The 23,368-nt window shown below is 42.5% G+C and carries 23 protein-coding genes; 13 read left to right on the top strand and 10 right to left on the bottom strand.

The window, feature by feature from the left end:
- Positions 1-70 precede the first annotated feature (70 nt).
- Entirely contained in the window at positions 71-910 is an 840-nt protein-coding gene (locus tag AC4CUZ_RS04160; RefSeq protein ID WP_004691791.1) for an SDR family NAD(P)-dependent oxidoreductase, read from the bottom strand.
- A gap of 203 nt (positions 911-1,113) precedes the next feature.
- Here AC4CUZ_RS04160 and AC4CUZ_RS04155 point away from each other — a divergent pair, with 203 nt between their 5' ends.
- The 3 genes from AC4CUZ_RS04155 (at position 1,114) to phoR (ending at position 4,105) form a co-directional block, all read left to right on the top strand.
- A complete protein-coding gene (locus AC4CUZ_RS04155) occupies positions 1,114-1,812 on the top strand; it encodes a TetR/AcrR family transcriptional regulator (RefSeq protein ID WP_004691792.1) in 699 nt (232 codons plus the stop codon).
- A gap of 214 nt (positions 1,813-2,026) precedes the next feature.
- Positions 2,027-2,737 (top strand): phosphate regulon transcriptional regulator PhoB, encoded by a 711-nt coding sequence (gene phoB, locus AC4CUZ_RS04150; RefSeq protein ID WP_004691794.1) that lies wholly within the window; start codon positions 2,027-2,029, stop codon positions 2,735-2,737.
- Positions 2,738-2,746: 9 nt separating this feature from the next.
- Positions 2,747-4,105: a phosphate regulon sensor histidine kinase PhoR gene (gene phoR / locus AC4CUZ_RS04145; RefSeq protein WP_004691795.1), complete on the top strand. Its 1,359-nt coding sequence runs from the start codon at positions 2,747-2,749 to the stop codon at positions 4,103-4,105.
- Between the two features lie 98 nt (positions 4,106-4,203).
- Here phoR and asd read toward each other — a convergent pair whose 3' ends face one another.
- The 3 genes from asd to pncB all read right to left on the bottom strand — a co-directional run bounded on the left by asd (position 4,204) and on the right by pncB (position 7,275).
- Positions 4,204-5,055, bottom strand: a complete 852-nt coding sequence (gene asd, locus AC4CUZ_RS04140) for an archaetidylserine decarboxylase (RefSeq protein WP_004691797.1) — start codon at positions 5,053-5,055, stop codon at positions 4,204-4,206.
- Entirely contained in the window at positions 5,052-5,900 is an 849-nt protein-coding gene (locus AC4CUZ_RS04135) for a sulfurtransferase (protein WP_004691799.1), read from the bottom strand. The genes asd and AC4CUZ_RS04135 overlap by 4 nt, the downstream gene beginning before the upstream one ends.
- Before the next feature lie 163 nt (positions 5,901-6,063).
- Complete coding sequence (gene pncB, locus AC4CUZ_RS04130) at positions 6,064-7,275, bottom strand: nicotinate phosphoribosyltransferase (protein WP_004691800.1); 1,212 nt, start codon at positions 7,273-7,275, stop codon at positions 6,064-6,066.
- A 300-nt stretch (positions 7,276-7,575) separates the two neighbouring features.
- Between pncB and dtd the strand changes: the two genes are divergently transcribed.
- Positions 7,576-8,016, top strand: coding sequence for a D-aminoacyl-tRNA deacylase (gene dtd, locus AC4CUZ_RS04125; RefSeq protein ID WP_004691802.1), 441 nt, complete (start codon positions 7,576-7,578; stop codon positions 8,014-8,016).
- 105 nt (positions 8,017-8,121) lie between these two features.
- On the opposite strand, the gene AC4CUZ_RS04120 is transcribed toward dtd, so the two are convergent.
- The 3 genes from AC4CUZ_RS04120 to serB form a co-directional block, all read right to left on the bottom strand.
- A complete protein-coding gene (locus AC4CUZ_RS04120) occupies positions 8,122-8,601 on the bottom strand; it encodes an SCP2 sterol-binding domain-containing protein (protein ID WP_004691804.1) in 480 nt (159 codons plus the stop codon).
- A 150-nt stretch (positions 8,602-8,751) separates the two neighbouring features.
- Positions 8,752-9,087 carry a ciprofloxacin tolerance protein AciT gene (gene aciT / locus AC4CUZ_RS04115; protein WP_004691806.1) on the bottom strand — a complete coding sequence of 112 codons (336 nt, stop codon included), beginning with the start codon at positions 9,085-9,087 and terminating at the stop codon, positions 8,752-8,754.
- 410 nt (positions 9,088-9,497) lie between these two features.
- The gene (gene serB / locus AC4CUZ_RS04110; protein WP_004691808.1) at positions 9,498-10,718 is read right to left on the bottom strand and encodes a phosphoserine phosphatase SerB; all 1,221 of its coding nucleotides are present in this window, start codon (positions 10,716-10,718) and stop codon (positions 9,498-9,500) included.
- A 77-nt stretch (positions 10,719-10,795) separates the two neighbouring features.
- Between serB and AC4CUZ_RS04105 the strand changes: the two genes are divergently transcribed.
- On the top strand, positions 10,796-12,049 hold the full coding sequence (locus AC4CUZ_RS04105) for a hypothetical protein (RefSeq protein WP_004691810.1): 1,254 nt from the start codon (positions 10,796-10,798) through the stop codon (positions 12,047-12,049).
- Between the two features lie 54 nt (positions 12,050-12,103).
- On the opposite strand, the gene ppk1 is transcribed toward AC4CUZ_RS04105, so the two are convergent.
- From ppk1 to pncA, 3 genes are all read right to left on the bottom strand, one after another.
- On the bottom strand, positions 12,104-14,167 hold the full coding sequence (gene ppk1, locus AC4CUZ_RS04100) for a polyphosphate kinase 1 (protein WP_490747303.1): 2,064 nt from the start codon (positions 14,165-14,167) through the stop codon (positions 12,104-12,106).
- A 145-nt stretch (positions 14,168-14,312) separates the two neighbouring features.
- A complete protein-coding gene (locus AC4CUZ_RS04095; protein ID WP_058951491.1) occupies positions 14,313-15,287 on the bottom strand; it encodes a bile acid:sodium symporter family protein in 975 nt (324 codons plus the stop codon).
- Positions 15,288-15,357: 70 nt separating this feature from the next.
- Positions 15,358-15,996: a bifunctional nicotinamidase/pyrazinamidase gene (gene pncA / locus AC4CUZ_RS04090; RefSeq protein ID WP_279732444.1), complete on the bottom strand. Its 639-nt coding sequence runs from the start codon at positions 15,994-15,996 to the stop codon at positions 15,358-15,360.
- Positions 15,997-16,583: 587 nt separating this feature from the next.
- Here pncA and dapA point away from each other — a divergent pair.
- The 8 genes from dapA to AC4CUZ_RS04050 all read left to right on the top strand — a co-directional run bounded on the left by dapA (position 16,584) and on the right by AC4CUZ_RS04050 (position 23,258).
- Positions 16,584-17,483, top strand: a complete 900-nt coding sequence (gene dapA, locus AC4CUZ_RS04085; protein ID WP_039890664.1) for a 4-hydroxy-tetrahydrodipicolinate synthase — start codon at positions 16,584-16,586, stop codon at positions 17,481-17,483.
- A gap of 13 nt (positions 17,484-17,496) precedes the next feature.
- Entirely contained in the window at positions 17,497-18,105 is a 609-nt protein-coding gene (locus AC4CUZ_RS04080) for a hypothetical protein (protein ID WP_005401459.1), read from the top strand.
- 36 nt (positions 18,106-18,141) lie between these two features.
- Positions 18,142-18,861, top strand: coding sequence for a phosphoribosylaminoimidazolesuccinocarboxamide synthase (gene purC / locus AC4CUZ_RS04075; RefSeq protein WP_004691818.1), 720 nt, complete (start codon positions 18,142-18,144; stop codon positions 18,859-18,861).
- Between the two features lie 241 nt (positions 18,862-19,102).
- On the top strand, positions 19,103-19,759 hold the full coding sequence (locus AC4CUZ_RS04070) for a YrbL family protein (RefSeq protein WP_005401458.1): 657 nt from the start codon (positions 19,103-19,105) through the stop codon (positions 19,757-19,759).
- Positions 19,760-20,211: 452 nt separating this feature from the next.
- On the top strand, positions 20,212-20,988 hold the full coding sequence (locus AC4CUZ_RS04065) for an ABC transporter substrate-binding protein (protein ID WP_279681600.1): 777 nt from the start codon (positions 20,212-20,214) through the stop codon (positions 20,986-20,988).
- Positions 20,989-21,073: 85 nt separating this feature from the next.
- Positions 21,074-21,763, top strand: coding sequence for an ABC transporter permease (locus tag AC4CUZ_RS04060; RefSeq protein ID WP_004691820.1), 690 nt, complete (start codon positions 21,074-21,076; stop codon positions 21,761-21,763).
- A complete protein-coding gene (locus AC4CUZ_RS04055) occupies positions 21,760-22,473 on the top strand; it encodes an ABC transporter permease (RefSeq protein ID WP_004691821.1) in 714 nt (237 codons plus the stop codon). The genes AC4CUZ_RS04060 and AC4CUZ_RS04055 overlap by 4 nt, the downstream gene beginning before the upstream one ends.
- An 8-nt stretch (positions 22,474-22,481) precedes the next feature.
- Entirely contained in the window at positions 22,482-23,258 is a 777-nt protein-coding gene (locus AC4CUZ_RS04050; protein WP_005401456.1) for an ABC transporter ATP-binding protein, read from the top strand.
- Positions 23,259-23,368: the final 110 nt, after the last annotated feature.

The raw sequence follows: 23,368 nt of genomic DNA, 5'->3' as shown, positions 1-23,368 counted from the left end.
TTTTGACCATAACACTCTTTAAAATAAAGCATAAAAAAACCCACCTTGGTGGGTTTTTTACATCATGACTTTAAGACTTTCTTTGGCTTAATTTGGTCGCAAAAGCAGTCACTTTTTGGTAGCCCGTCGGTAAGATACGCTGAATCAAATCTAGCGTTTTCGCATCATTGCCAATCAACAAACGACGCTTGTCTTTTTGTACCGCCTCTAAAATTTGACGCGCTGCTTCTTCGGGTGGACAGCGTAATAATTTATTAAAGGTCTGCGCAGATTTCTCAGGGTTCATCCCGATGCTACGCAAGCTGTCATTCACTTTGGCAGCATTGGCAATATTGGTTCGAATCCCACCCGGATGCACGCACAACGCGCTCACGCCACAGTTTTCCATATCTAACTCTTGGCGTAATGACTCGGTAAAGCCACGTACCGCAAATTTAGTGGCATTGTAAGCAGACTGGGTCGGTTGAGCCGTGAGGCCAAATAAGCTGGAAATATTGATGATATGCCCATCGCCTGTTTTTTTAATATAAGGCAAAAACTCTTTGGTGCCATAGACCACACCCCAGAAATTAATCCCCACGATCCATTCCAGCTCTTCATAGGATGCACCTTCTACGGTTGAACCCAAAGCAACGCCGGCATTATTAAAAATCATATTCACAGAACCATGATTTTGTACGGTTTCTTCAGCCCACGCTTGCATCGATAAACGGTCTGAGACGTCTAATTTTTTCGTGGTGACACGTACATTGCTGCCTTGTAGCAGTTCAACTGTTTTCGCCAACCCTTGTTCATTGACATCACTCAATGATACATGACAGCCCGCCTTGGCCAATAAAAGTGCCAATTGTTGGCCAATACCCGATCCTGCACCTGTAATTGCCGCAACTTTATTTTTAAAATTCTTCATGAGATTGTGGTTGTCCTTTATCTTTGTACATCGACTGTAGATGCTTTTTTTATAATTGACAATATCAATTGTCATAAATTTAATAGCCAAAAGTGTCAAGTCTATGAAAACCAGCTAGAGATTAAAGCCTACGCATAGGTAGAGTCGTGGTTTATTGCTAAACTATGCAAAACCTTGGCTTTCAAATAGGGCGATGAAATCTAATGACGGCATCTGAACCAGTACAAAAAAACAGCGATAATAATAAAACCAAAGAAAGACAATTCAAGGGCTTATCGCTTTCTGAACGTAAACAGCTGCGTCGTGAAAAACTCATTGAAGCAGGAATTGAAGCCTACGGTACTCACGGCTTTTTTGCCGTGACGGTGAAAGATATTTGTAATGAAGCCAAACTTACTGAACGTTATTTTTATGAGTCGTTTAAAAAAAGTGAGCAGCTGTTTCAAACCATTTTTTTAAAGCTGATCGATGAGTTACAGCACAATGTCATGCAAGCCATCATGCAAGCTTCTTCAGATCCATACAAAATGATTGATGCAGGACTGCGTGCCCTGCTCACTACCTTAAAAGACAATCCCCGCATGGCGCGTATTATTTATATCGATGCGATGTTGGTCCAAGAATTACATAACCAAGCCACCATTCATGAAACCATGACCCGTTTTGACCGAATGATTCAAGCCTTTGTCATGCTAATGATGCCGCAAATTAACCGGTCCGAACGAGAAATTTCGCTGGTCGCCACAGGCCTCAATGGCTATGTTACACAAATTGCGATCCGTTGGGTGGTCAGTGGGTTTAAACAATCCTTTGAAGAAGTTTTAACCTCCAGTCGTATTGTATTTATTTCACTCCTAGAAACCTTTTCAGACCCGAATACACGGGCAAAATTGGATGTCTAAGACTTTTCACTTGGATGAGATCGGCATTTTCGAATGCAATTTAGATTAAACTTCCATTAATTTTGAATCCCAATATGACGATTTTTTGTCACATTTTTTTGCAAATTTCATCAATCGTCTGTTTTTTGCAATGATACTGTCATAATTAATCTTTGTAATAAGCCTGTCATAAAATTAAAACGGCCTGCCGTTACCTACAATAGGATATTGCGTTGTGAAAGATGACTACATTTTAATCGTCGATGATGAACTTCCCATTCGAGAAATGATTCACACCTCGTTGGATATGGCAGGCTTTCAATGCTTACAAGCCGAAGATGCAAAACAAGCCCACCAAATGATTGTGGATCAGCGTCCTGCTTTGATCTTGCTCGACTGGATGATGCCTGGTGGCGTCAGTGGTGTAGACTTATGTCGTCGCCTCAAGCGCGATGAAAATCTCTCTGAAATTCCAGTGATTATGCTCACGGCACGTGGTGAAGAAGACCATAAAGTACAAGGTCTGGACGCTGGTGCAGATGACTACATGACTAAACCGTTTTCGACCCGTGAATTGGTTTCAAGGATTAAAGCGGTTTTACGCCGCGCTAACGCGCTCAGTGGTGAAAAATCGATTGATGCCAATGGCTTAATCTTAGACCCTGTCAGCCAACGGGTCAGCTTTGGCAATAATTTCCTCGACATGGGGCCAACCGAGTATCGTTTACTAGCCTTCTTCATGACTCATCCTGAGCGTGCCTATACCCGTGCACAACTTCTTGACCAAGTCTGGGGCGGAAACGTGTATATTGAAGACCGTACCATCGACGTGCATATTCGCCGCTTACGTAAAGTGCTTGAGCCTTATGCTGCAGATCGCTTTGTGCAAACAGTTCGGGGTACAGGCTATCGATTCTCTACACGTGCGGATATCGCCCTAGGTTAATTTTGTTTTATGTATGAACCCTACCCGGTCCCTGAACTTGCACGCGAGCATAAAAAAACGCGATACAGCAGTTTATGGGGCTTTGCCAAACAGGACTTACGTCTCCTTGCCTTTTTCTTGCTGATTGCAAGCTTGATTGGCTTTGGCGTCGGTTATTTTTGGACGTGTATCTCCTTTGCTTTTGCCGTTTTTTTTATTCTGCAAATGCGCTCTTTGTATTTGGTCAATGACTGGATTTCCAATCGTCCCTACGAAGTTCCACCCAACCTTGGGGGCATTTGGGGAGCATTATTGTTCAATGTCTATCGGGCACAGCGCCAAGAACGGATTGTACAAGCGGAAATGGTCGGGTTGATTGATCGGGCGCAGTCATCATTGGTCGCTTTGCAAGAAGCCGTGGTGCTGATCGATGACATGCAACAAATTGAATGGTGGAACCCTGCCGCAGAACGGTTATTAGGCATCGAACAAAATGACCGTGGCCGTAATATTTTGACTTTATTACGCCAACCGAGTTTTGTGGATTATTACAATAATATTGATGCGGCACCAGATGGCTTAAAAATGAAGTCATCCAGTTTTGATGAACATTATGTTCAAGTCAAAATGACCCGATTTGGTGGAGAAAGTCGCTTACTGGTCGCCTATGACGTGACCCGTATGCATAATCTCGAACAAATGCGTAAAGACTTTGTTGATAATATTTCACATGAACTACGTACACCACTGACGGTACTCAGTGGTTATATTGAAACCTTTACAGACCAAGAAGACCTCAACCCACGTTGGAAGCGGGCCTTTGACCAAATGCAAGCACAGGCCAAACGCATGAATGCCTTGGTGAATGATTTGCTCTTACTGTCACGCCTAGAAAATGACAAGCAAATTGCTAAAAATCAAATCATTGACATGCCTAGCTTAATGAACCAACTTTATGACGATGCACATGCCTATAATATTGATTATGGGCATACGCTCAATCTCGACATTGACAGTCACTGCGACTTAATCGGTTCAGATATGGAATTAGCCAGTGCTTTTAGTAACCTGATTACCAATGCCATCAAATACACGCCGAAAGGCGGAACGGTGACCATGGGTTGGCATGACAATGGTGAACAGGCTTATTTTACCGTGGAAGATACTGGTATCGGTATTGATCCTAAGCACTTGCCCCGTTTAACCGAACGCTTCTACCGTGTTGACAGCGCGCGCAGTCGACAAACGGGTGGCACAGGCTTAGGACTCGCAATTGTGAAACATGTGTTAATGCAACACCAAGCTCATTTAGAAATTGAATCCAAAGAAAATCAAGGCTCTATTTTTAAAGTGATTTTCCCCAAAGAACGCACCTATAATCCTGAATAAACCTCTTTCTTCAAAAGCATGAAAAAAGCACCGATATCGGTGCTTTTTTTGTCTCTCACCGTCCGTTTAACAAGGACGGTGACCTAGAGCTGACACGATTAAACTGTATGTCCCATCGCTTCACCCATCACCACAGTCGAGTTGGCTTTAAAGGCTGCATCCCACGTCATTTTGTCTTTTTCAAACAGTACCACAGCGGTTGAGCCTAGGTAGAAACGACCGAGTTCAGCACCTTTGTCCAAGAACAAGTCATGCTGATTTAGCTCTAAACGGCCAGTAGGCTTCACTTTTCCTGTCGCAACAGTTTCAATCCCCGCCACAATCATGGCGCCAACGAGAACCACGGCCATACGGCCGATTTCCGTATCAAATAAACAAACCATACGTTCATTGCGGGCAAACAGGCCTGGAATGTTTTCAGCAGTGGTTTGATTGACCGAGAACAATTCACCCGGCACATATAAGGTTTCCGTCAATGTGCCTGCAAATGGCATATGCACACGGTGATAATCTTTAGGCGATAAATACACCGTTGCAAACTGACCATTTTTAAACGGTTCAGCCAATTGCGGATCTGCAATTAAATTATCAACGGTGAATTTTTGTCCTTTGGCTTGGAAAATATCCCCTTCCACAATTGGACCCAACTGTGAAATCGCACCATCCGCAGGCGATACAATACTGGTCACATCGGTATCAATATCACGTACACCCTCTTTTAATGCACGGGTAAAGAATTCATTAAAGGACTTAAACTTCAGTGCATTGCTCTGCTCAGCAATCGACATATCAATGCCGTACTGCGCTTTAAACGCGGTGATGACCGCATTTTTCACAATCGGATTTTCGCTGGCTGCGACTCTGCCCACGACACGTGATAACTGATGTTGGGGTACAACACGTTGAGCTTGAATGAAAATTTGTTTTTTTAAGCGTGATGTGAGGCTCAAGACGGCATCTCTCCGGTAATGATAGGACTGTCGAGGCGGTTGCCCCATTCACTCCACGCACCGTCATACGCCTGAATATTCCAACCCAATAAACGACCTAAAATATAAGCCAGTCCTGAACGGTGATGTGACTGACAGTACACCACCACAGGTTCATTTAAGTTAAAACCCAATTGTTCTAAGCGTTGCTGCGTGCGTTCTAAAGGGTGCAATCTTAAATGATTTTCACGGTTAAGGGCAGTACTCCATTCAAAATGTAGTGCATTTGGAATGTGACCGCCGCGTCGCGCTGCAAGGCGCAGGCCGGTATATTCGTCTTCTGTGCGGCAGTCCCAGAGTTGGACTTGGCTGCTTTGAACTTTCTCTAATAACTCAGCATATTCAATTCGATACTGCTGTATTTTGGCTTGATCGACCTGTACTAAAGCACTGACAGGTTCAAACTGCTCCACTTCGGAAGTGGTTGGAAGTCCTGCTGCAAGCCATGCATGAATTCCACCATTCAGCAAGCTGGTATTTTCAAAACCTAAGCAGTGTAAATTCCAAATCAAACGCCCTGCCCATGCGCCACCTTCATCATCGTAAACCACCACATGATGCTCAGGTGAAATATTCAAATAACGAATCAGCTCTTGTAAACCTTCCACATCAGGAAGTAGACCGGTGGCTTGTTCATCTTGGCGCACCAAAAATTTTGGCTTTAAATGTAAAGCATGTGGAATATGCAATTGGTCATAGACTGAAGCTCGACTTAAATCGACGATGCGTAATTTGTCATTCCCTAAATGCGGAACCAACTGCTCTGCGTCTATCAACAAGCCAAAATCAAAGGCAGAATGTGTCATATTATTTCGTATGTTTTCAGATTATGCTTTGATCTTAGCACAACTCATTTTTACAATTATTCTGATTTTTTGCATTCTTTTAGCAGAATTATAGATATCACTATTCATCAATTTTTTAATACAACAATGCCAGAACAGATTCTGGCATGGTATATATTTTGGATTAATTGGCTTCTGCTTCAGCAATCTCAAAAACCTGACGTAAATACGCTAAAAAGGTGTCGTTATCCGTCATCGTTTTACCCGGACTGTCTGAGATTTTCGCAACCGACTGGCCATTACACTCGACCAGTTTAAGCACAATATTTAAAGGAGTTTGTCCCATATCATTGGTCAAATTGGTGCCAATCCCGAAGCTGACTTGGAAACGGTCTTTGAAATAATTGTGCAGATCCCACGCTTTCTCTAAATTCAGTCCATCACTAAAGGTCAGCATTTTGGTTTTACTGTCAATTTTCAGCTTTTTATAGTGAGCATAGGCTTTATCGCCCCACTCATACGGGTCGCCACTGTCATGACGCAAACCATCGAACAGCTTGGCAAAATACAAATCAAAATCACGCAGGAATGCATCCATCCCCACCACATCCGTCAAGGCAATACCTAAATCACCACGGTACTCTTGTACCCAGGTTTCCAGTGCTGATTTTTGGAAATTACGTAAACGTACATCCAACGCTTGGAATGCTTGTAGGAATTCATGTGCCATGGTGCCAATCGGGGTTAGGCCCAATTGCTTCGCAATTAAGACATTACTGGTACCACGGAAAATATGTGGTGCAGCTTGATTAAACACCTCAATCACATGTTTTTGCCACGCCAAACTATAACGTCGCCGCGTACCAAAATCAGAAACTAAAAATGGGGGATCATTTGACGTTTGCGATGTTTCATAGTGTTTTAATAAAGCCACTTTGGCCTGTAAGCGACGTTCGCCCTCAGCCATCACCTCTTCGCTTCGAATACGGCGGAAATACAGCTCATTGACGATGGCAAGCACAAAGATTTCAAACATCATGGCTTGAACCATCGGCCCTTCAATTCGAATGTCTAAACGGCCTTGATGATCAATACTGGCCACAATAAAGCGGCGTTTGAGCTGAAACAACTCTAAATAATCGACAAAATCACTTTTGATAAAGCGCAAACCGCGCAGGTATTGCAGTTCATCGTCTTGAAAACGTAATTGGCAGAGCAAATCTAATTGGTGGTTTAAATCATCGAGAATGTCGACCAAAGGATAGACGGTGTCATCCAAATTGCGACAACGGAACTGGTACACACTATGCGCTTGGGGAAACTTATGCAGGACCACCTGTAGCATCGTAAATTTGTACAGATCAGTATCTAATAAGGATTGGATGATGGCAGACATATCATTTTCGGTTTTTAGCAACTTATTGCATTAAAGCACATTTTTTTAAGCTGCATAGCCATGTTTTGGTAATTCGGTCTTGCTATTCGACCAATTACTCGGGACATTTCTTGTTTCTCTTGATTCAGAATCCAAGTGTTGATGTCTTTATTGTATCGCTCTTGGCCTATGTTCTTTTACTTAAACATTGCTATGGATATCAACGCAACGGCCTTGTTTTTTCAATCGATATCTCTCCTGTGCTGCACTTGGTTTGCTACAATTTCAGTCTGCACAATCAAATGGTAGATAAAATCAGTCATGCGGGCCTTATTACAACGCGTTCTCGAAGCCAAAGTGGTGGTCGATGGTGAAACCACAGGCGAAATTCAACACGGTATCTTGGTTTTCTTAGGTCTTGGGAAAGAAGACACTTTAGACAAAGGCAAAAAACTGATCGATAAAATTTTAAAGTATCGTTTTTTTGACGACGAACAAGGCAAAATGGGCTGGAATGTCAGCCAAGCTGGTGGTGGAATTCTTCTGGTTTCTCAATTCACCTTGATGGCGCACACCCAAAAAGGTTTACGTCCTGACTTTGGACCAGCCATGCCACCGAATGATGCCGAGGCCTTATACGAACAACTGGTTGAATATACCAAGACTCAGTTTGAGCATGTGCAAACCGGTATTTTTGCTGCTGATATGAAAGTACATTTGGTCAATGATGGGCCCGTAACTTTCAATTTAGAAATCGAATAAAAACACCATGCATAAAAAAGCCCTCGATAGAGGGCTTTTTCGATTTCATTGCGCTCAATCTGCCTTTTATAAAGGAGACGGAATCGAGATGTTTAAAAAATCTTTTTACTTACCGGTTTTTTCTTTCAAAAACGCGCGAGCGGCTTTAATTTTTGCTTTCACAGGCTTTGGTAGCTTGGGTGGAACCAATTTTGCAACTTGGTTAAACCAAACTAAGAGACCAAAATCACCTTCCATTTTAATGCTGCCGTTTTGCATGCCCGTCATAAATGCGGTTGGGTCACCTTTGATTAAAGTTTTCACACCCTGCTCACTGTCCGCAAACTGTAAAATAAAATCGGCTTTTTCAGCATCACCTGAAACGGTATCAATCTGACCATTGTTCACAATAATTTGGCGTGCCATACCCAGATCCGTACCAATTTGAATACGGAACTGACGTTCATGAACTAATTCAATAAATTTTGGACTGGTACGCGCCAGCTGTTTCATACGAAGTGCCAAACCAGTAACCATTAAATCCAGCGGATCCGTGCTGACATCAACCAATGGAAGTTTAACCACAGGAATTGAAGATAGTTTCATGACATGAAAGCCTATTGTAATTGTTGATAAATTGACTGTTTTCAATGCTACCACAAGTTGCCATTTTTACCGCTAGGCTTTGTATAACAATCATGTAAGAACGTAAAAAAGATGCTCTAGGCATCTTCTTTTACGGTATGAGGTTATGACTTAGCGGCTAGAACACTGCTGTTGGTCATCTTCATATACAGGTGTATGTTCAATACAACGGCGCTGCGCCAGTGCACGTTCTGCGCGACGGTCTTCACGTAGAAGCAACATCGTCACAATAAGCATCGCTGAAGTTAAAGCAGTTAAGTAGCTATAAGTGATCGGCATTTCAAACACTGCTTGCACACCTAGGCGAATGACTTCCAAGATTCCCCAAAACACCATACCCGCCACCATAAAACTCAACCAGCGACGATAAGGCGAAAAGAAAACAGCAATTAACGCAGCGGCGACTAAACTTAAGCCAACGATGGTTGCTAAATTCGCTGTTACCATAAAAACCTCCGTCTAAGATAAATTCAGGCGACTGATACACTGTGCTGAACTCATCCCCGATACCGTTTAAAATTAATGGATTGTGTAGCTTTCAAACTCTATGCATGCATTATGAGCAGTTTTGAAAAGAAAAAAAGGCTTGTATTTTTAGAATGCGACATACCTTGTCGCCATATTATATTGTCATTACATTTTTTTAGATTTGAACTTTTCCAAAACAAAGACGCGCTCAGTCTTGGCGTGTCATTACAAAATAAAACCCGTATTTTCAGCGCTTAAAAATATTTTTTCCAATTCTGTTGATCGTTGTTTTTATCGACATTTTTCACTAACCGCTCATCGTTTTTCGCTTAAATTTGCAACAAAAAAACGCAGCTCAAAGGCTGCGTTTTTGATAACACCTAGATGCTTTAAGCACGATTTAGGTCTTTATCGTGCACACCCAATAAATACAACACCCCATCTAAGCCGACACTTGAAATGGCTTGATTGGCGTTTTGTCTCACCAGCGGTTTCGCACGGAAAGCTACACCTAAGCCAGCAATCGACAGCATCGGTAAATCATTTGCACCATCGCCCACTGCAATCGCCTGCTCAAGAGAAATGCCCATCTTATCGGCTAACTCACGTAATAATAATGCCTTACGTGCACCATCCACGATGTGACCTTTAACTTCGCCCGTCACCACGCCATTTTCAACGTCTAAGACATTGGCATGAACTTCATCGATGCCAAGTTTGGCTTGTAGATACTCTGCAAAGTACTGGAAACCACCCGACAAAATAGCCGTGTGGTAGCCCAACGCTTTTAAAGTCGAAATTAAGCGTTCAGCACCTTCTGTAACGGTCAGACGTTCTGCAATTTTAGGTAGGACAGAGGCGTCCATCCCTTTGAGTAGTGCGACACGTGCACGGAAGCTTTGTTGAAAATCTAGCTCACCCTGCATTGCACGTTCCGTAATTTCAGCGACTTGTGCGCCGACACCCGCTTCAATCGCCAACTCATCAATCACTTCTTGCTCGATTAAGGTCGAGTCCATGTCAAAACACACCAAACGGCGGTTACGACGGTAGGCATTGTCTTCTTGTACAGCTACATCGACATTCAGTTCATGTGACAAACGTAAACAGGCTGCACGCATGGCTGCGGCATCCAGCATTTGACCACTTAAACCGAATTGAACACAGGCGCGTTTCGGTCCATCGACTTCGCCATTTAAGACTGGACGACCTGACAAACGGGTCACGGTTTCGATGTTGAAACCTTGGTTAGACACAATATTTGTAACTGCTTGTAAGTGAGACGCCTCAAGCTCTGGCGCCAAAGCCGTGACGATATAACGCGTCCGCCCACCTTCACTCACCCACTGGTCATATTCAGTTGTAGTGATTGGTTTAAAACGTACAGTTAAACCAATATCATGTGCTAAAATTAGAATTTCCTTCATCGCCAAAGCTGTTGCAGTTTGGTCGTCTGAAGAAATAACAATACCTAAGGTCAATTGGTTATGAATAACTGCTTGTCCGACATCTAAAATTTGTAATGAATGAGTGGACAAAACCTGCATTAATCGAGTGAACTGATTAGGTTGGTCTGGTCCTAAAAATGAAATAAGAATGATTTCTCGCATGAATTGACTCGGGTCTGAGCTACGACTATTGTTAGAATCATAATCGAAATTGAATATATTTTCTTTGGAAGTTTACGTTGAATGCGCCTAGACAAGGGCTATTTGCTAGCCTATTAATTGTAAGTTTTGCTTTACATACCTTTTTATTGGTATTGGCAACGACTCATCAACTGAATGAAAACCGTGCCAACCAAGGCCAACTGATGACCTCTCAATTGGTCACAGACAGTCTTGCAGAGCTGGAGCCTGCCAACACGGTTTCCCTTGCGCTTTTGGTGGATCGCTATGCGACCAACCCAAGCGTAGCTTCCATTCGTATTTTGGATGCCAACAATCAAGTCTTGGCGACAGGTGGACAAGTTCGAACACGTGATGGTGAAGTATTTGTCCGTGATGCGCTGCAAAATGAAAAGAAAGTGGGTAGCATTGAAATCACGCTCATTAAACCAAGTATGGGTGAGATTTTACGTACTCAGTGGTTAGCGATTTTATTGTCCTTAGCGATTCATGGTTTACTGTGGTTAGCTTATCGCGCCATTGCGCGCCCAAGCCGTACCGAATATTTGGCACGGATCAATAACGAATCCCGCTTAAAACATGAAATTCAAGTTTTAACCCAAACGCTTGAACAGGAAAAACACCATACTGCGGTCGCGATTGCTCAAGCACAACAACAAATCAAAACCAGTGCGAAACCTAAAGAACAAAAACCCGTGATCGTGGATAATCATTCGGTTGCACTCAATATTCAATTCTACGACCCGAAACAGTTGATGGACTCGGTGAATACAACCGTGTCTATTCCATACTTTAATTTGTGTCAGATTTTCCTCAATAAAAGCACAGAGCTCTGTTTAAAACACTACAAACTCAACAGCTCGGACATCACTACAGTTCAATCCTTTAATGAGCATGGTGCCACCCTCAGCATGTCGACAGACACACCCAATGCAGTGCCATGTTTAATGATGATCAGCAGTGTGTTCCAACTGCTTTCTGAGGTTTTGTATAAACGTTACCGCGAAGAAAAGCGCTTTGTTTTACAAACGCGTTGTGGCATTTCAACTGCAGTCGATGCGATGCAGCTGTCTGCAAATCAAGCTGCTGAGCGTTTGGTCCAACAGTTATCGGCCAAAGAAAGTGCCGTACATTTAAGCAACGAATTATTGAAAGACATTTCTGAAAGTTACCAATTGGTGAATTTACCTAATCCAACCAATGTCTTGACCCGTCATGCCTTTATGGTCAATGGCATGGGTGCTGAGTCTGCAGAGTTGGCGCAAAGCTTAAGAACGGAAATTTTAAAAGCAAAACAATCTAAAGCCTCTTAATTAGGTCCAACCATAAAAAAGCCTGACGCATGTCAGGCTTTTTTATGACAACTGTTAAATTTTAAGTTGCTTCTGTGCAATTAAATGTTGCTGCGCACTATACCTTTGCTCTGGATCGGTACAGGCCACTTTAAGCCAATGACCATCGGCTTGTAGCTCCCAAGCATTCAAACAATCATTTAAGTAACTGATTAATCCGTCTTTATAAATCTGCTTTTTCAAAACGCGATCTAATATTGGAAAGCAGGTTTCAACACGCGAAAATAAATTACGTCCCATCCAATCTGCGCTGGCACAGTACAGCTTTTTCTCACCGCCATGCTCAAAACAATACACGCGGGTATGTTCCAGAAAACGGCCCACAATCGAACGTACTCGGATATTCTCAGACATGCCTTGGACCTGTGGAATCAAACAGCAGATCGAACGGATAATCAGATCAACCTGTACCCCCGCTTGTGACGCACGATACAGTGCAGCAATTAACTGAGGCTCTGTCAAAGCATTGACTTTAATGATGATACGCGCCTTTTGACCGACTTGCGCAAACTGAATTTCTTGCTCAATCAGTTTTAACAGTTCACTGTGTAACGTAAAAGGCGCATGTAACAACGCCTTCAATTTGGCCATTTTGCCCATCCCCGTCAGTTCTTGGAACATACGGTGTACATCTTCACAAATATCAAGCTGTGTGGTCATCAACCCATAATCGGTATACATACGCGCATTACCCGCATGATAATTGCCTGTGCCCAGATGGGCATAACGGATCAACTGGGCATTTTCACGGCGTACGATCAAAATCATTTTGGCATGGGTTTTATAACCGACAATGCCATACACCACCACCGCCCCAGCTTCTTGCAAAATATTCGCCACGATAATGTTCGACTCTTCATCAAAACGCGCCCGTAACTCAATCACGGCTGTGACTTCCTTGCCATTTCGTGCTGCTTCTGCCAAGACCTGTACAATTTCTGAGTCAGGCCCACTGCGGTAAAGGGTTTGTTTAATCGCCAGCACATTTGGGTCTTTCGCTGCTTCTTTTAATAAACCAATCACAGGCTGAAAAGAATCAAAAGGATGATGCAACAACACATCCTGTGCTTTTAAGGTATCAAAGGTACTTTTTTGTTTACGCAAAACTTTGGGAATGACTGGAATAAACACTGGATGCTTCAATTCAGGTCGGTCACAACTGGTACTGAGGCGTGAGAGATTGATCGGCCCATCAATGCGATAAAGCTCCTGCTCAGTTAAATCAAATTCCTTGAGCAGATAATCAATCACCGCTTCGGGGCAGTCATCTTCGATTTCTAAACGCACCGCGCGACCAAAACGGCGTGAAGACAACTCATCTTTGAGTGCAACCGCCAAATCATCAACATCTTCCGACAAAATCAGATCGGCATTACGCGTCACACGAAAAGCATAACAACCCGTGGCTTTCATCCCTGGAAACAGATCGCTGATGTGCTGCTGAATCATTGCGGTTAAAAAAATCTGCGTGTCGATATTGCCTGCCACGTTTTTCGGCATCTGAATTAAACGCGGTAATGAGCGCGGCGCTGGGACAATCGCCATCTCAATGCTTCGTCCAAAAGCATCTTTACCTTGTAAACTCACAATGAAATTCAGGCTTTTATTCACGAGGCGAGGAAAAGGGTGTGACGGATCTAAGCTGATTGGGGTTAAAACAGGTTGAATTTCTTTAGCAAAATATTCTGCAATCCACACTTTATGTTTTTCTAAAATGTCTTGGAACTGGATGAACTGAATACCTTGCGCTTGTAACTCAGGCAAAATCGAATGATTTAAAACTTCAAACTGTTTTTTGACGGCACGATGAATGGATTGGGACAGGTCTTGTAATATCACTTCAGTGGGAACAGCATCAGGGGTCCGTGCTATCACATTCATATCACGTTGTTTCATCAAGCCCGCAATACGAATTTCAAAAAACTCATCCAAATTACGTGAAAAAATAATTAAAAAATTTAAGCGTTCTAGCACAGGCAAACTCAAATCTAATGCTTGTGCTAAAACCCGCTGATGAAACTCAAATAACGATAGCTCTCGGTTGAAATACGTCGCCGATGAATGCTGAAAATTATCCATACCCTCTCAATGCTGTTTAAAACAGTCTGTTATGAAGTGTTTGGCAGGGATGTTAGGCAGTCTTTATGACAGTTTAGTTACAATCACAGCCCAAATAGAAAGTTCATCCTGACTTTATGCTTAAAGCTTGAACAGCGTACAGTATTTAAACCGACATCTGTTCTTTTCTACTTTTTTTCTTGGCTGTAGCGTCTGCTTTCGCGGCCCAATAGCTGGCTAATATTGGCCCTGAAATGTTATGCCACAAACTAAAGATCGCACTGGGTACCGCCGTAATTGGTGAAGCGGCAAAATGCACAGCCGCCAAAGCCACGCCTAGTCCTGAGTTTTGCATCCCGACCTCAATCGAAACCGCTTTACAGTCGGCATGTGGCAAGTGAAACATTCGTGCTGCTCCAAAGCCAAGTAAATAACCAATCGCGTTATGTAACGCCACCACAGCTAAAATCAGTAAGCCTGATTCTAAAATTTGTGCTTTTGAGCCGCCAATAATCGCCGCCACAATCAGCACAATTGCGACCACTGAAATTAAGGGCATCACCGAAATATAGCTTTCGACTTTATGTTTCAGCACGGCACGTACCACTAGCCCTAAAATAATCGGGAACAGAACCACTTGCAAAATTGAACTCAGCATCGACCATGCATTAATTTCAATCCATTGGCTGGCCAACAGATAGAAAATCGCGGGAGTCAGAACAGGTGCCAATAAGGTCGATACCGTAGTACATGCGACAGACAAAGCCGTATTGCCTTTCGCCATATAAGTAATCACATTGGATGCTGTGCCACCCGGACAGCAACCCACCAAGATCACCCCGATCGCAATTTCAGTCGGCAAGCGAAACAATAAACACAACAAATAAGCCACGCTTGGCATCACCACAAACTGAGCTGCTACCCCAATTGCAACCGCTTTAGGGCTTTGCATCACCCCTTTAAAATCATCCAATGTCATGGTCATGCCCATACCAAACATGATTAGACCCAACATCCATGTGATATAAGCTTTCATCCAAACAAAAGTTTCAGGGCTCAGGAGCGCAATGCCTGCAAATAACACGACCCATAGAGCAAAGGTTTTTTGAATCCAAGCGGTAAATTTTAAAAAAGTGCCCATGACCTTTCCCTACTGCATGTTTTTATAATGTCGATATTGGTGATTGAGGTGAGCCGATTGGCTCAGCGCATCAATTCACGGCATATTGTTGCACAATATCTTTGCAATACAGACGTTTCACACCATGGGCCAGCATCTCTTGCCATGCATGTTGTAAAGAACCGTGTAAATCAATGCCTTTGGTGGCATCGGCAATCACATAAGTTTGAAAACCGAGTTTGCAGGCATCTATTGCCGTCCATGCCACACAAAAGTCAGTTGCAATCCCAACAATAAACACGGTATCAATCCCACGCTCTCTTAAATAGCCTGCGAGTCCCGTCTGGGTCTTATGATCGGCTTCTAAAAAAGCAGAATAACTATCAATATGCGCATGACATCCTTTACGAATGATCAACTGCGCTTTGGCAAGTTCAAGATCGGGATGCAGTTCAGCATCCTGTGTGCCTTGTACACAGTGACGTGGCCAGAGCACTTGTGTGCCGTAGTCCAATTCAATGGTTTGAAAGGCCTGTTGATCGGGATGGTTGTCTGCAAAAGAAACGTGATTTTCAGGATGCCAATCTTGAGTGAGTACAATAGTGTCAAAATAATCGCCAAGCTGATTAATTTTAGGAATAATTTGATCTGATCCTGCTACCGCTAAATTTCCACCAGGCGTAAAACCATTTTGTACATCCACCACAATCAATGCCATATTCTTCTGCATTCTTCTCTGTCCTTTTTGTTCTGCGCTCGAAGGCCAAGCTTAGCTTAATTTATAAAACAGTATTCATCCTCGCGGGTCAAAATTAAATGACCACAGCCTTGAGTGCAATGGATATTGCGGCAAATTGAAGCGAAGATAGAATATAGAACAAAATACTGGACATTGATCTATAACGTTAAAAGGACATGTCATCGCTGTTTAGAGAAATCGTGTAAGCGTTAAAATCCTGACCTTATATCCCAATATTTAGTTTGATCGACGTCTAATGCTCGATTGAGATGAAGAGCCTCTTTTTTTTAAATGCGTTAATCCATGGCCATAGGTTATGCAAAACGCTCTTTTCAGATGCAAAATAAGATGCATTTCTTTGTCTACCATTTGAACAAGCTGTATTTTTGTAGCGAATGATAAAGTTTTTATACACTTTGACTAAAGCATATTGTTCTTCATGTTGTGTTCGTTCATAATTTGCATAAGCATTATTCAATGCATCAGCGCTTTGAAAATGCTATAAATTAAAATACGCACCCATCCAATCTTATGTTTTTCTGGCCTAACTGGATGGACAAATAGGATATTTTTTTAAAATGACTCAGCAAGCACAGACCATCCAAGGCTCAATTGTCGCAATCGTCACCCCTATGTTTGAAGATGGCAGCGTAGATTGGAAGGGTCTAGAGAAGCTCGTTGAGTGGCACATCGCACAAGGCACAAATAGCATTGTTGCTGTCGGTACAACGGGTGAAGCGTCTACTCTAAGCATGAAAGAGCATACACAAGTGATTAAAGAAATCATTCGTGTCGCGAACAAACGCATCCCTATTATTGCGGGGACTGGCGCGAATTCAACGCGTGAAGCCATCGAGTTGACGAAAGAAGCCAAAGAACTCGGTGCAGATGCTGCTCTTCTGGTTACCCCTTATTATAATAAACCGACTCAAGAAGGCTTATATCAACACTATAAAGCTATTGCTGAAGCTGTTGATCTTCCTCAAATTCTGTATAACGTACCTGGTCGTACAGGTGTCGATATGGCGAATGAAACGGTCATTCGTTTGGCCGATATTCCTCAAATTGTGGGCATTAAAGATGCCACAGGTGATGTCCCTCGTGGCCAAGCACTGCTCGAAGGCCTTGCTGGCAAAGCGATGACCGTCTATTCAGGTGATGATGCAACGGCTTATCAACTGATTCTGTCGGGAGCAAAAGGTAATATTTCTGTGACTGCGAACGTTGCCCCAAAAGAAATGAGCGATGTTTGTGCGGCAGCACTGGCAGGCGAAGCTGAACAAGCTGAAAACCTAAATACCCAAGTTGCAAATTTACACGAAATTCTATTTTGCGAATCAAACCCAATTCCTGTGAAATGGGCACTTCATGAAATGGAGTTAATCGAAACGGGTATTCGTTTACCATTAACACCACTTGCAGAACAATATCGCACACCGCTCCGTGAAGCACTCACAACAGCGGGTGTCATTAAATAAAGAGCACATCAATATGCAATTACGTTTAGGTCTTACTCTCGCACTTTCAGTTGTCAGTTTAGCGGGTTGTAGTTCCCTTGCAGTCAATAACGGTAGTTTGGACTATAAAGAAACAGCAACCTTAGAACCTCTTAAGTACCCTGAAGGCTCTATGGTTCGACCTGCAACGCCGTTGTATCCAGCTCCAACGGTTGAAGCGCTCGCTCTTGAACATGCACCTGTACTTGAAAATAAGCGCGGAAACCGTTTTGCAATGCCGCGCCCTCAAGCTGCTCAAGTCATGTCGAATGCAGAATCAACGGAAACAGTTGATACAGCTGTGAGCCGCCCTCAATTGATTATTGACGGAAATAAGAATCCGCTGCTCAAAATTGAGGGAAATTCTGCTACAATTTGGCAATATACGCTTGCCACCCTCAGCAGCCTCAACCATCAAATTGTTGGTCAAAGCAAAAATGGTTATGAAGCAACCATTAAAATCGATCAACAGGTCTATGTGTTAAGACTAACCGCGGTCGGCAGCAGCAATAACCTCGCTGTGTTCAATGCCGATAACAGTTTTGCAGCGCCTGAAAAAGCCACAGAATTGTTAACCCAGATTTACCAAAATTGGCCAGCCTAGTCGTACTAGGCATTTTTTTTTGAAAAAGGTTCCCTCATGTTAAAACAAACCTTGCTCTATACTGGTAAAGCGAAATCTGTCTATGAAACAGACAGTGCAGACCACCTGATTTTAGTCTTTCGTGATGATGCTTCGGCATTCAATGGTGAAAAGATCGAACAACTAGATCGTAAAGGTAAGGTGAACAACCGTTTTAACGCCTTTATCATGGATAAATTGGCTGCGGCTGGCATTGAGACTCACTTTGAAAAACTTCTTTCTCCAACTGAAGTTCTAGTGAAAAAACTCAGCATGATCCCTGTTGAATGTGTAATTCGTAATTATGCAGCAGGTTCTTTATGCCGTCGCTTAGGTGTAGAAGAAGGTAAGGAATTAACCCCGCCGACTTTTGAATTATTTTTCAAAGATGATGCGCTTGGTGACCCAATGGTCAATGAGTCTCAAGCAATTGCTTTAGGTTGGGCAACTGCCGAGCAACTTGAGCAAATGAAAGTCCTCACTTACCAAGTAAACGAAGTGCTTAAAAACTTATTTGACCAAGGTGGCATGCTACTTGTGGACTTCAAACTTGAGTTTGGTGTATTCCACGACCGAATTGTTCTTGGTGATGAGTTCTCTCCAGACGGTTGTCGTCTATGGGACAAAGAAACCAAGAAAAAGCTCGACAAAGACCGTTTCCGCCAAGGTTTAGGCGGTGTGGTTGAAGCTTATGAAGAAGTTGCTGCACGTTTAGGTATCGACCTTTCTGATATCTAATCTGTTACAGATTCAAAAACCGAGCTTAATCGCTCGGTTTTTTTATGTTTCACATTTTAGATCAATGCCTTGTTATAACTGCAATACAAGCCTATAAGTTCTTTTTTAATCCCCCTCTACAACATAAATATTAAAGTTTCATGAAATTTTATTTATTTTTTTGTAAAATAGTCATTTCAATCACATGAAATATCACATTTCTAATGATGCTTTTCTTGTATATCTCCTGATAGAAGGCCCTATGATTTATCAATTAGATGAACTGCAATGTATCGGACAAGGCTGTTCAAAAATGGTGTTTAAGCATCCTGAGGATGAAAACAAAATCATCAAAGTCATGAATCCAAATCGAGTGGATGAAGATGGTGGCTGGAAAGGACATGGCAAACTTAAACGTAGAATGTCGCAAGGCGTTTATCGCCAATTCCGCCGTGAATTATTGCAATATCTACAGCTATGTAAAAATCATTATAAAAATAATATCTTTAGCTTTCCTGTCGAAATGCCTTATGGTTTTGTGAAAACTTCTGTAGGCTTGGGTTTTGTGACTGAAAAAATTGTCTGCCCAAGTGGTGAAGGTATGACTTTATTTGAGTTATGCAAATCACATCAATTTGAGGAAAAACACGCCAAAGCTCTAGATGACTTTTTTCAGCTTTGCTGCGACTTACACATTATCTTCGGTGAGGTAAACATCGCAGGAATTATGTATACAGAGCAGCGAAATAATAAGCCCGAATTTGTCTTGGTCGATGGTATGGGTGAGAAATTATTTATTCCAATCCGGGCTATGAGCAAAAGAATTAATGCACATAATGTACGAAAAACTGAGCGAAAAATTCGCGCCCAAATGCAGCAAATGCTGAACTTAAAAGATGAGCTTCTTCCTCTAAGCTAATACCACTCCTTTAAGTTGCGTCATTCAAAAAGCCGAGCTTAAACGTTCGGTTTTTTTGTTTTCAGATCCAGTGCTATTGCAGTACTTCAGTTTATTTGTGAGCTATTCAACACTGAAAAATAGTCTTGTAAAACACTGAGCCACTGTTAAAAAATCATCAATTCTGTACGCCATAGCGCACAAGACTTCAGGTATATTTCAGCTATGTCTCACCTTCATTTTTTCATATGATAAAAACATATGAACAGGACGTTCTCAGATAAAAATTATTCCAACCGAAAAAATACCCTTATTTCCTCATCTCTCATGGCGACAAGATCCATCGATCCCCTAAGAGCAGAAAGCTGGTATAGATGTTGCTTTTATTCAAAAGTACTCAGTAGGGTAAGTTCTATCTTCGTCTTATTTCCTAGATTTGATTTTTTATGGATGACTATATTTAAAATGAAAAACTGGCAAAAAAATTACTACTTTCCACTACATTCGTAGCCGTAGCACTAAGCAGTACTGTCCAAGCAAAAGAATGGAAAACCATTCGTTTTGGCACAGAATCTGCGTATGCACCTTTTGAATATAAAACACCAGACAATAAGCTGGTCGGTTTTGACATCGACTTGGGCAATGCCATTTGTGCCAAATTAAAAGCTAAATGTGTCTGGGTAGAAAACTCCTTTGATGGGATGATTCCTGCACTCAAAGCGAAGAAATTCGACGGTATCCTGTCTTCAATGACGGTCACTACGGATCGCGCAAAACAAATCGCATTTAGTAATAAAATTTACAACACGCCTACCCGCATGGTCGCAAAGAAAGGTTCTCCTTTGCTCCCTACACCAGCATCTTTGAAAGGAAAACGTGTGGGTGTACAACAAGGCACCATTCAAGAAGGCTATGCAAAAGCCTATTGGGCACCTAAGGGTGTCAATGTGGTTCCTTATCCAAACCAAGATGTGCTTTACCAAGACATGGTTTCTGGGCGTCTAGATGCAACATTACAAGATGCGATTATGGTCGATGCAGGGTTCCTGAAATCGGCGAAAGGTAAAGGCTTTGCTTTTGCGGGCAATAATGTTGTCGATGCCAAAACACTCGGTGTAGGTGCTGCAATCGGCTTACGTAAAGAAGATGCCGATCTGAAAAAGAATATTGATAAAGCGTTAGCTGAAATTATTGCCGACGGCACCTATAAGAAACTCGAGAAAAAATACTTCTCCTTCAGCATTTATTAATTTATAGGGTGTCGGTTCAACACCGACACCCTATATATATTGCTGATTTATAAAATTTTATATTTTTACTCGGGAGAAACTGAGTATGTTTCTGTCTGGCTATGGTCCCGTATTACTCAGTGGCACTTGGATGACCATACAGCTTGCTTTGTTATCACTGGTACTTTCGATCATTATTGGATTGTTTGGGGCAAGTGCCAAACTCTCTCGTATTCAAATCTTACGTCATGTTGCAACCCTCTATACCACGCTCATTCGTAGTGTTCCTGATCTGGTAATCATGTTGTTGTTGTTCTATAGCCTGCAACTTGGATTGAACTCGATTACCGAATCGATTCATATGGAGCAAATTGACATCAATCCCTTTGTGGCAGGGGTGATTACTTTAGCCTTTATTTATGGGGCCTATTTTACGGAAACCTTCCGTGGCGCATTTCAAGCCGTCCCCAAAGGTCAACTTGAAGCTGCATATGCCTATGGCATGACACCATTTCAAGTCTTCAGGCGTGTCCTCTTTCCACAAATGATGCGTTTTGCCTTACCGGGGATTGGCAATAACTGGCAAGTCCTCATCAAAGCCACTGCCTTGGTGTCCTTAATTGGTTTGACCGACATCGTCAAAATTACCCAAGATGCAGGTCGAAGCAGCATGCAAGTGTTCTATTTCAGTATTGTTGCAGCCGTCATTTATCTGGCCATCACCACCCTTTCGAATTTGATTCTCATGTGGCTGGAACGTCGTTATTCTGCTGGTGTGAAAAAGGGACAACTATGATTGAAATTATTCAACAATACTGGCAGTCCTATCTGTGGACCGATGGTTTTCAAATGACTGGGGTCGCCATGACCGCGTGGCTACTGGTCTTATCGATTGCGATTGGTTTTGTTCTGGCTGTGCCTTTGTCAATTGCTCGAGTTTCTGAGCATGCTTTTGTACGTGGACCTGTTTGGTTTTTTACTTATATTTTCCGTGGTACCCCCTTATATGTGCAGCTACTGATTATTTATACCGGAATTTATAGCCTTGAATTTGTGCATGCCCATGAACGGCTCGATGAGTTTTTTAGAGAAGGACTTAATTGCACCATTTTAGCGTTTGCACTCAATACAGCAGCTTATACCACTGAAATTTTTGCAGGGGCGATACGTTCGATTCCCTACGGCGAAATTGAGGCAGCAAAAGCCTTTGGAATGTCGCCTTGGAAACGCTATACCCGCATTATTATTCCGTCGATGCTACGCCGAGCATTGCCGTTTTATGGCAATGAAGTCATTTTGATGCTGCACGCAACCACCATTGCCTTCACTGCAACCGTGCCTGATATTCTCAAAATTGCACGGGATGTCAATGCTGCCACTTATGCCACGTTTGATGCCTTTGGCATTGCCGCTGTGCTATATGCCTGTCTGGCATTTATCCTCATTTGGATCTTTCGTAAATTGGAACAACGCTGGTTGGCGTTTTTAAAACCATCGAATCATTAGGAAAAACAATGGAAAATTCAGCAAAACTGGTGATTCGAGACCTTTGTAAAAGTTTTGGCGATCATGAAGTCTTAAAAGGGGTTTCACTAGAGGCACGCGCAGGTGATGTGATTAGTATTATTGGTTCCTCAGGTTCAGGTAAAAGTACCTTTCTTCGTTGCATGAATTTTCTAGAACAACCAAGCCAAGGCAGCATTCAGCTCAATGGTGAACAGTTAGAGACCACTTTAGATAAAAATGGCAATCTCAAAGCCACAAATCCCAAACAACTGCAAAAAATGCGCACTCAACTGATGATGGTCTTTCAACATTTCAATTTATGGTCGCATATGACGGTATTAGAAAATATTATTGAAGGACCCATTCATGTCTTGGGGCTAAAGCGGAGTGAGGCGGAAGAGCGTGCACGAAAATACTTAAGAAAAGTTGGGCTTGCTGAAAGTGTCGAAAAGAAATATCCGTCTTTTTTGTCAGGAGGACAACAACAGCGTGTTGCAATTGCCCGTGCCTTGGCAATGGAGCCTGAAGTGATGTTGTTTGATGAGCCGACCAGTGCTCTAGACCCTGAACTGGTGGGTGAGGTATTGAAAGTGATGCAAAGTTTAGCTGAAGAAGGCCGAACCATGATTGTGGTCACCCATGAAATGGGCTTCGCGCGCCACGTGTCCAACCATGTCATTTTCTTAGATCAAGGCAAAATTGAAGAACAAGGTGATCCAAAAGAAGTTTTGATTCACCCCAAAAGTGAACGCCTGCAACAGTTTTTAGAGGGTAACTTTAAATAATTGAATAGTCTTCAAGAGCTTGTCTCAGCAATGATTCAGCATTCAATGCTCTGTTGAAAAGATAAAGCGCCTTGTTTGATCTGATCCCGCGAAACTATATGCATACAGAT

Source organism: Acinetobacter sp. 789_lipA, assembly GCF_058242845.1.
This window is presented reverse-complemented; position numbering and strand designations above follow the sequence as displayed.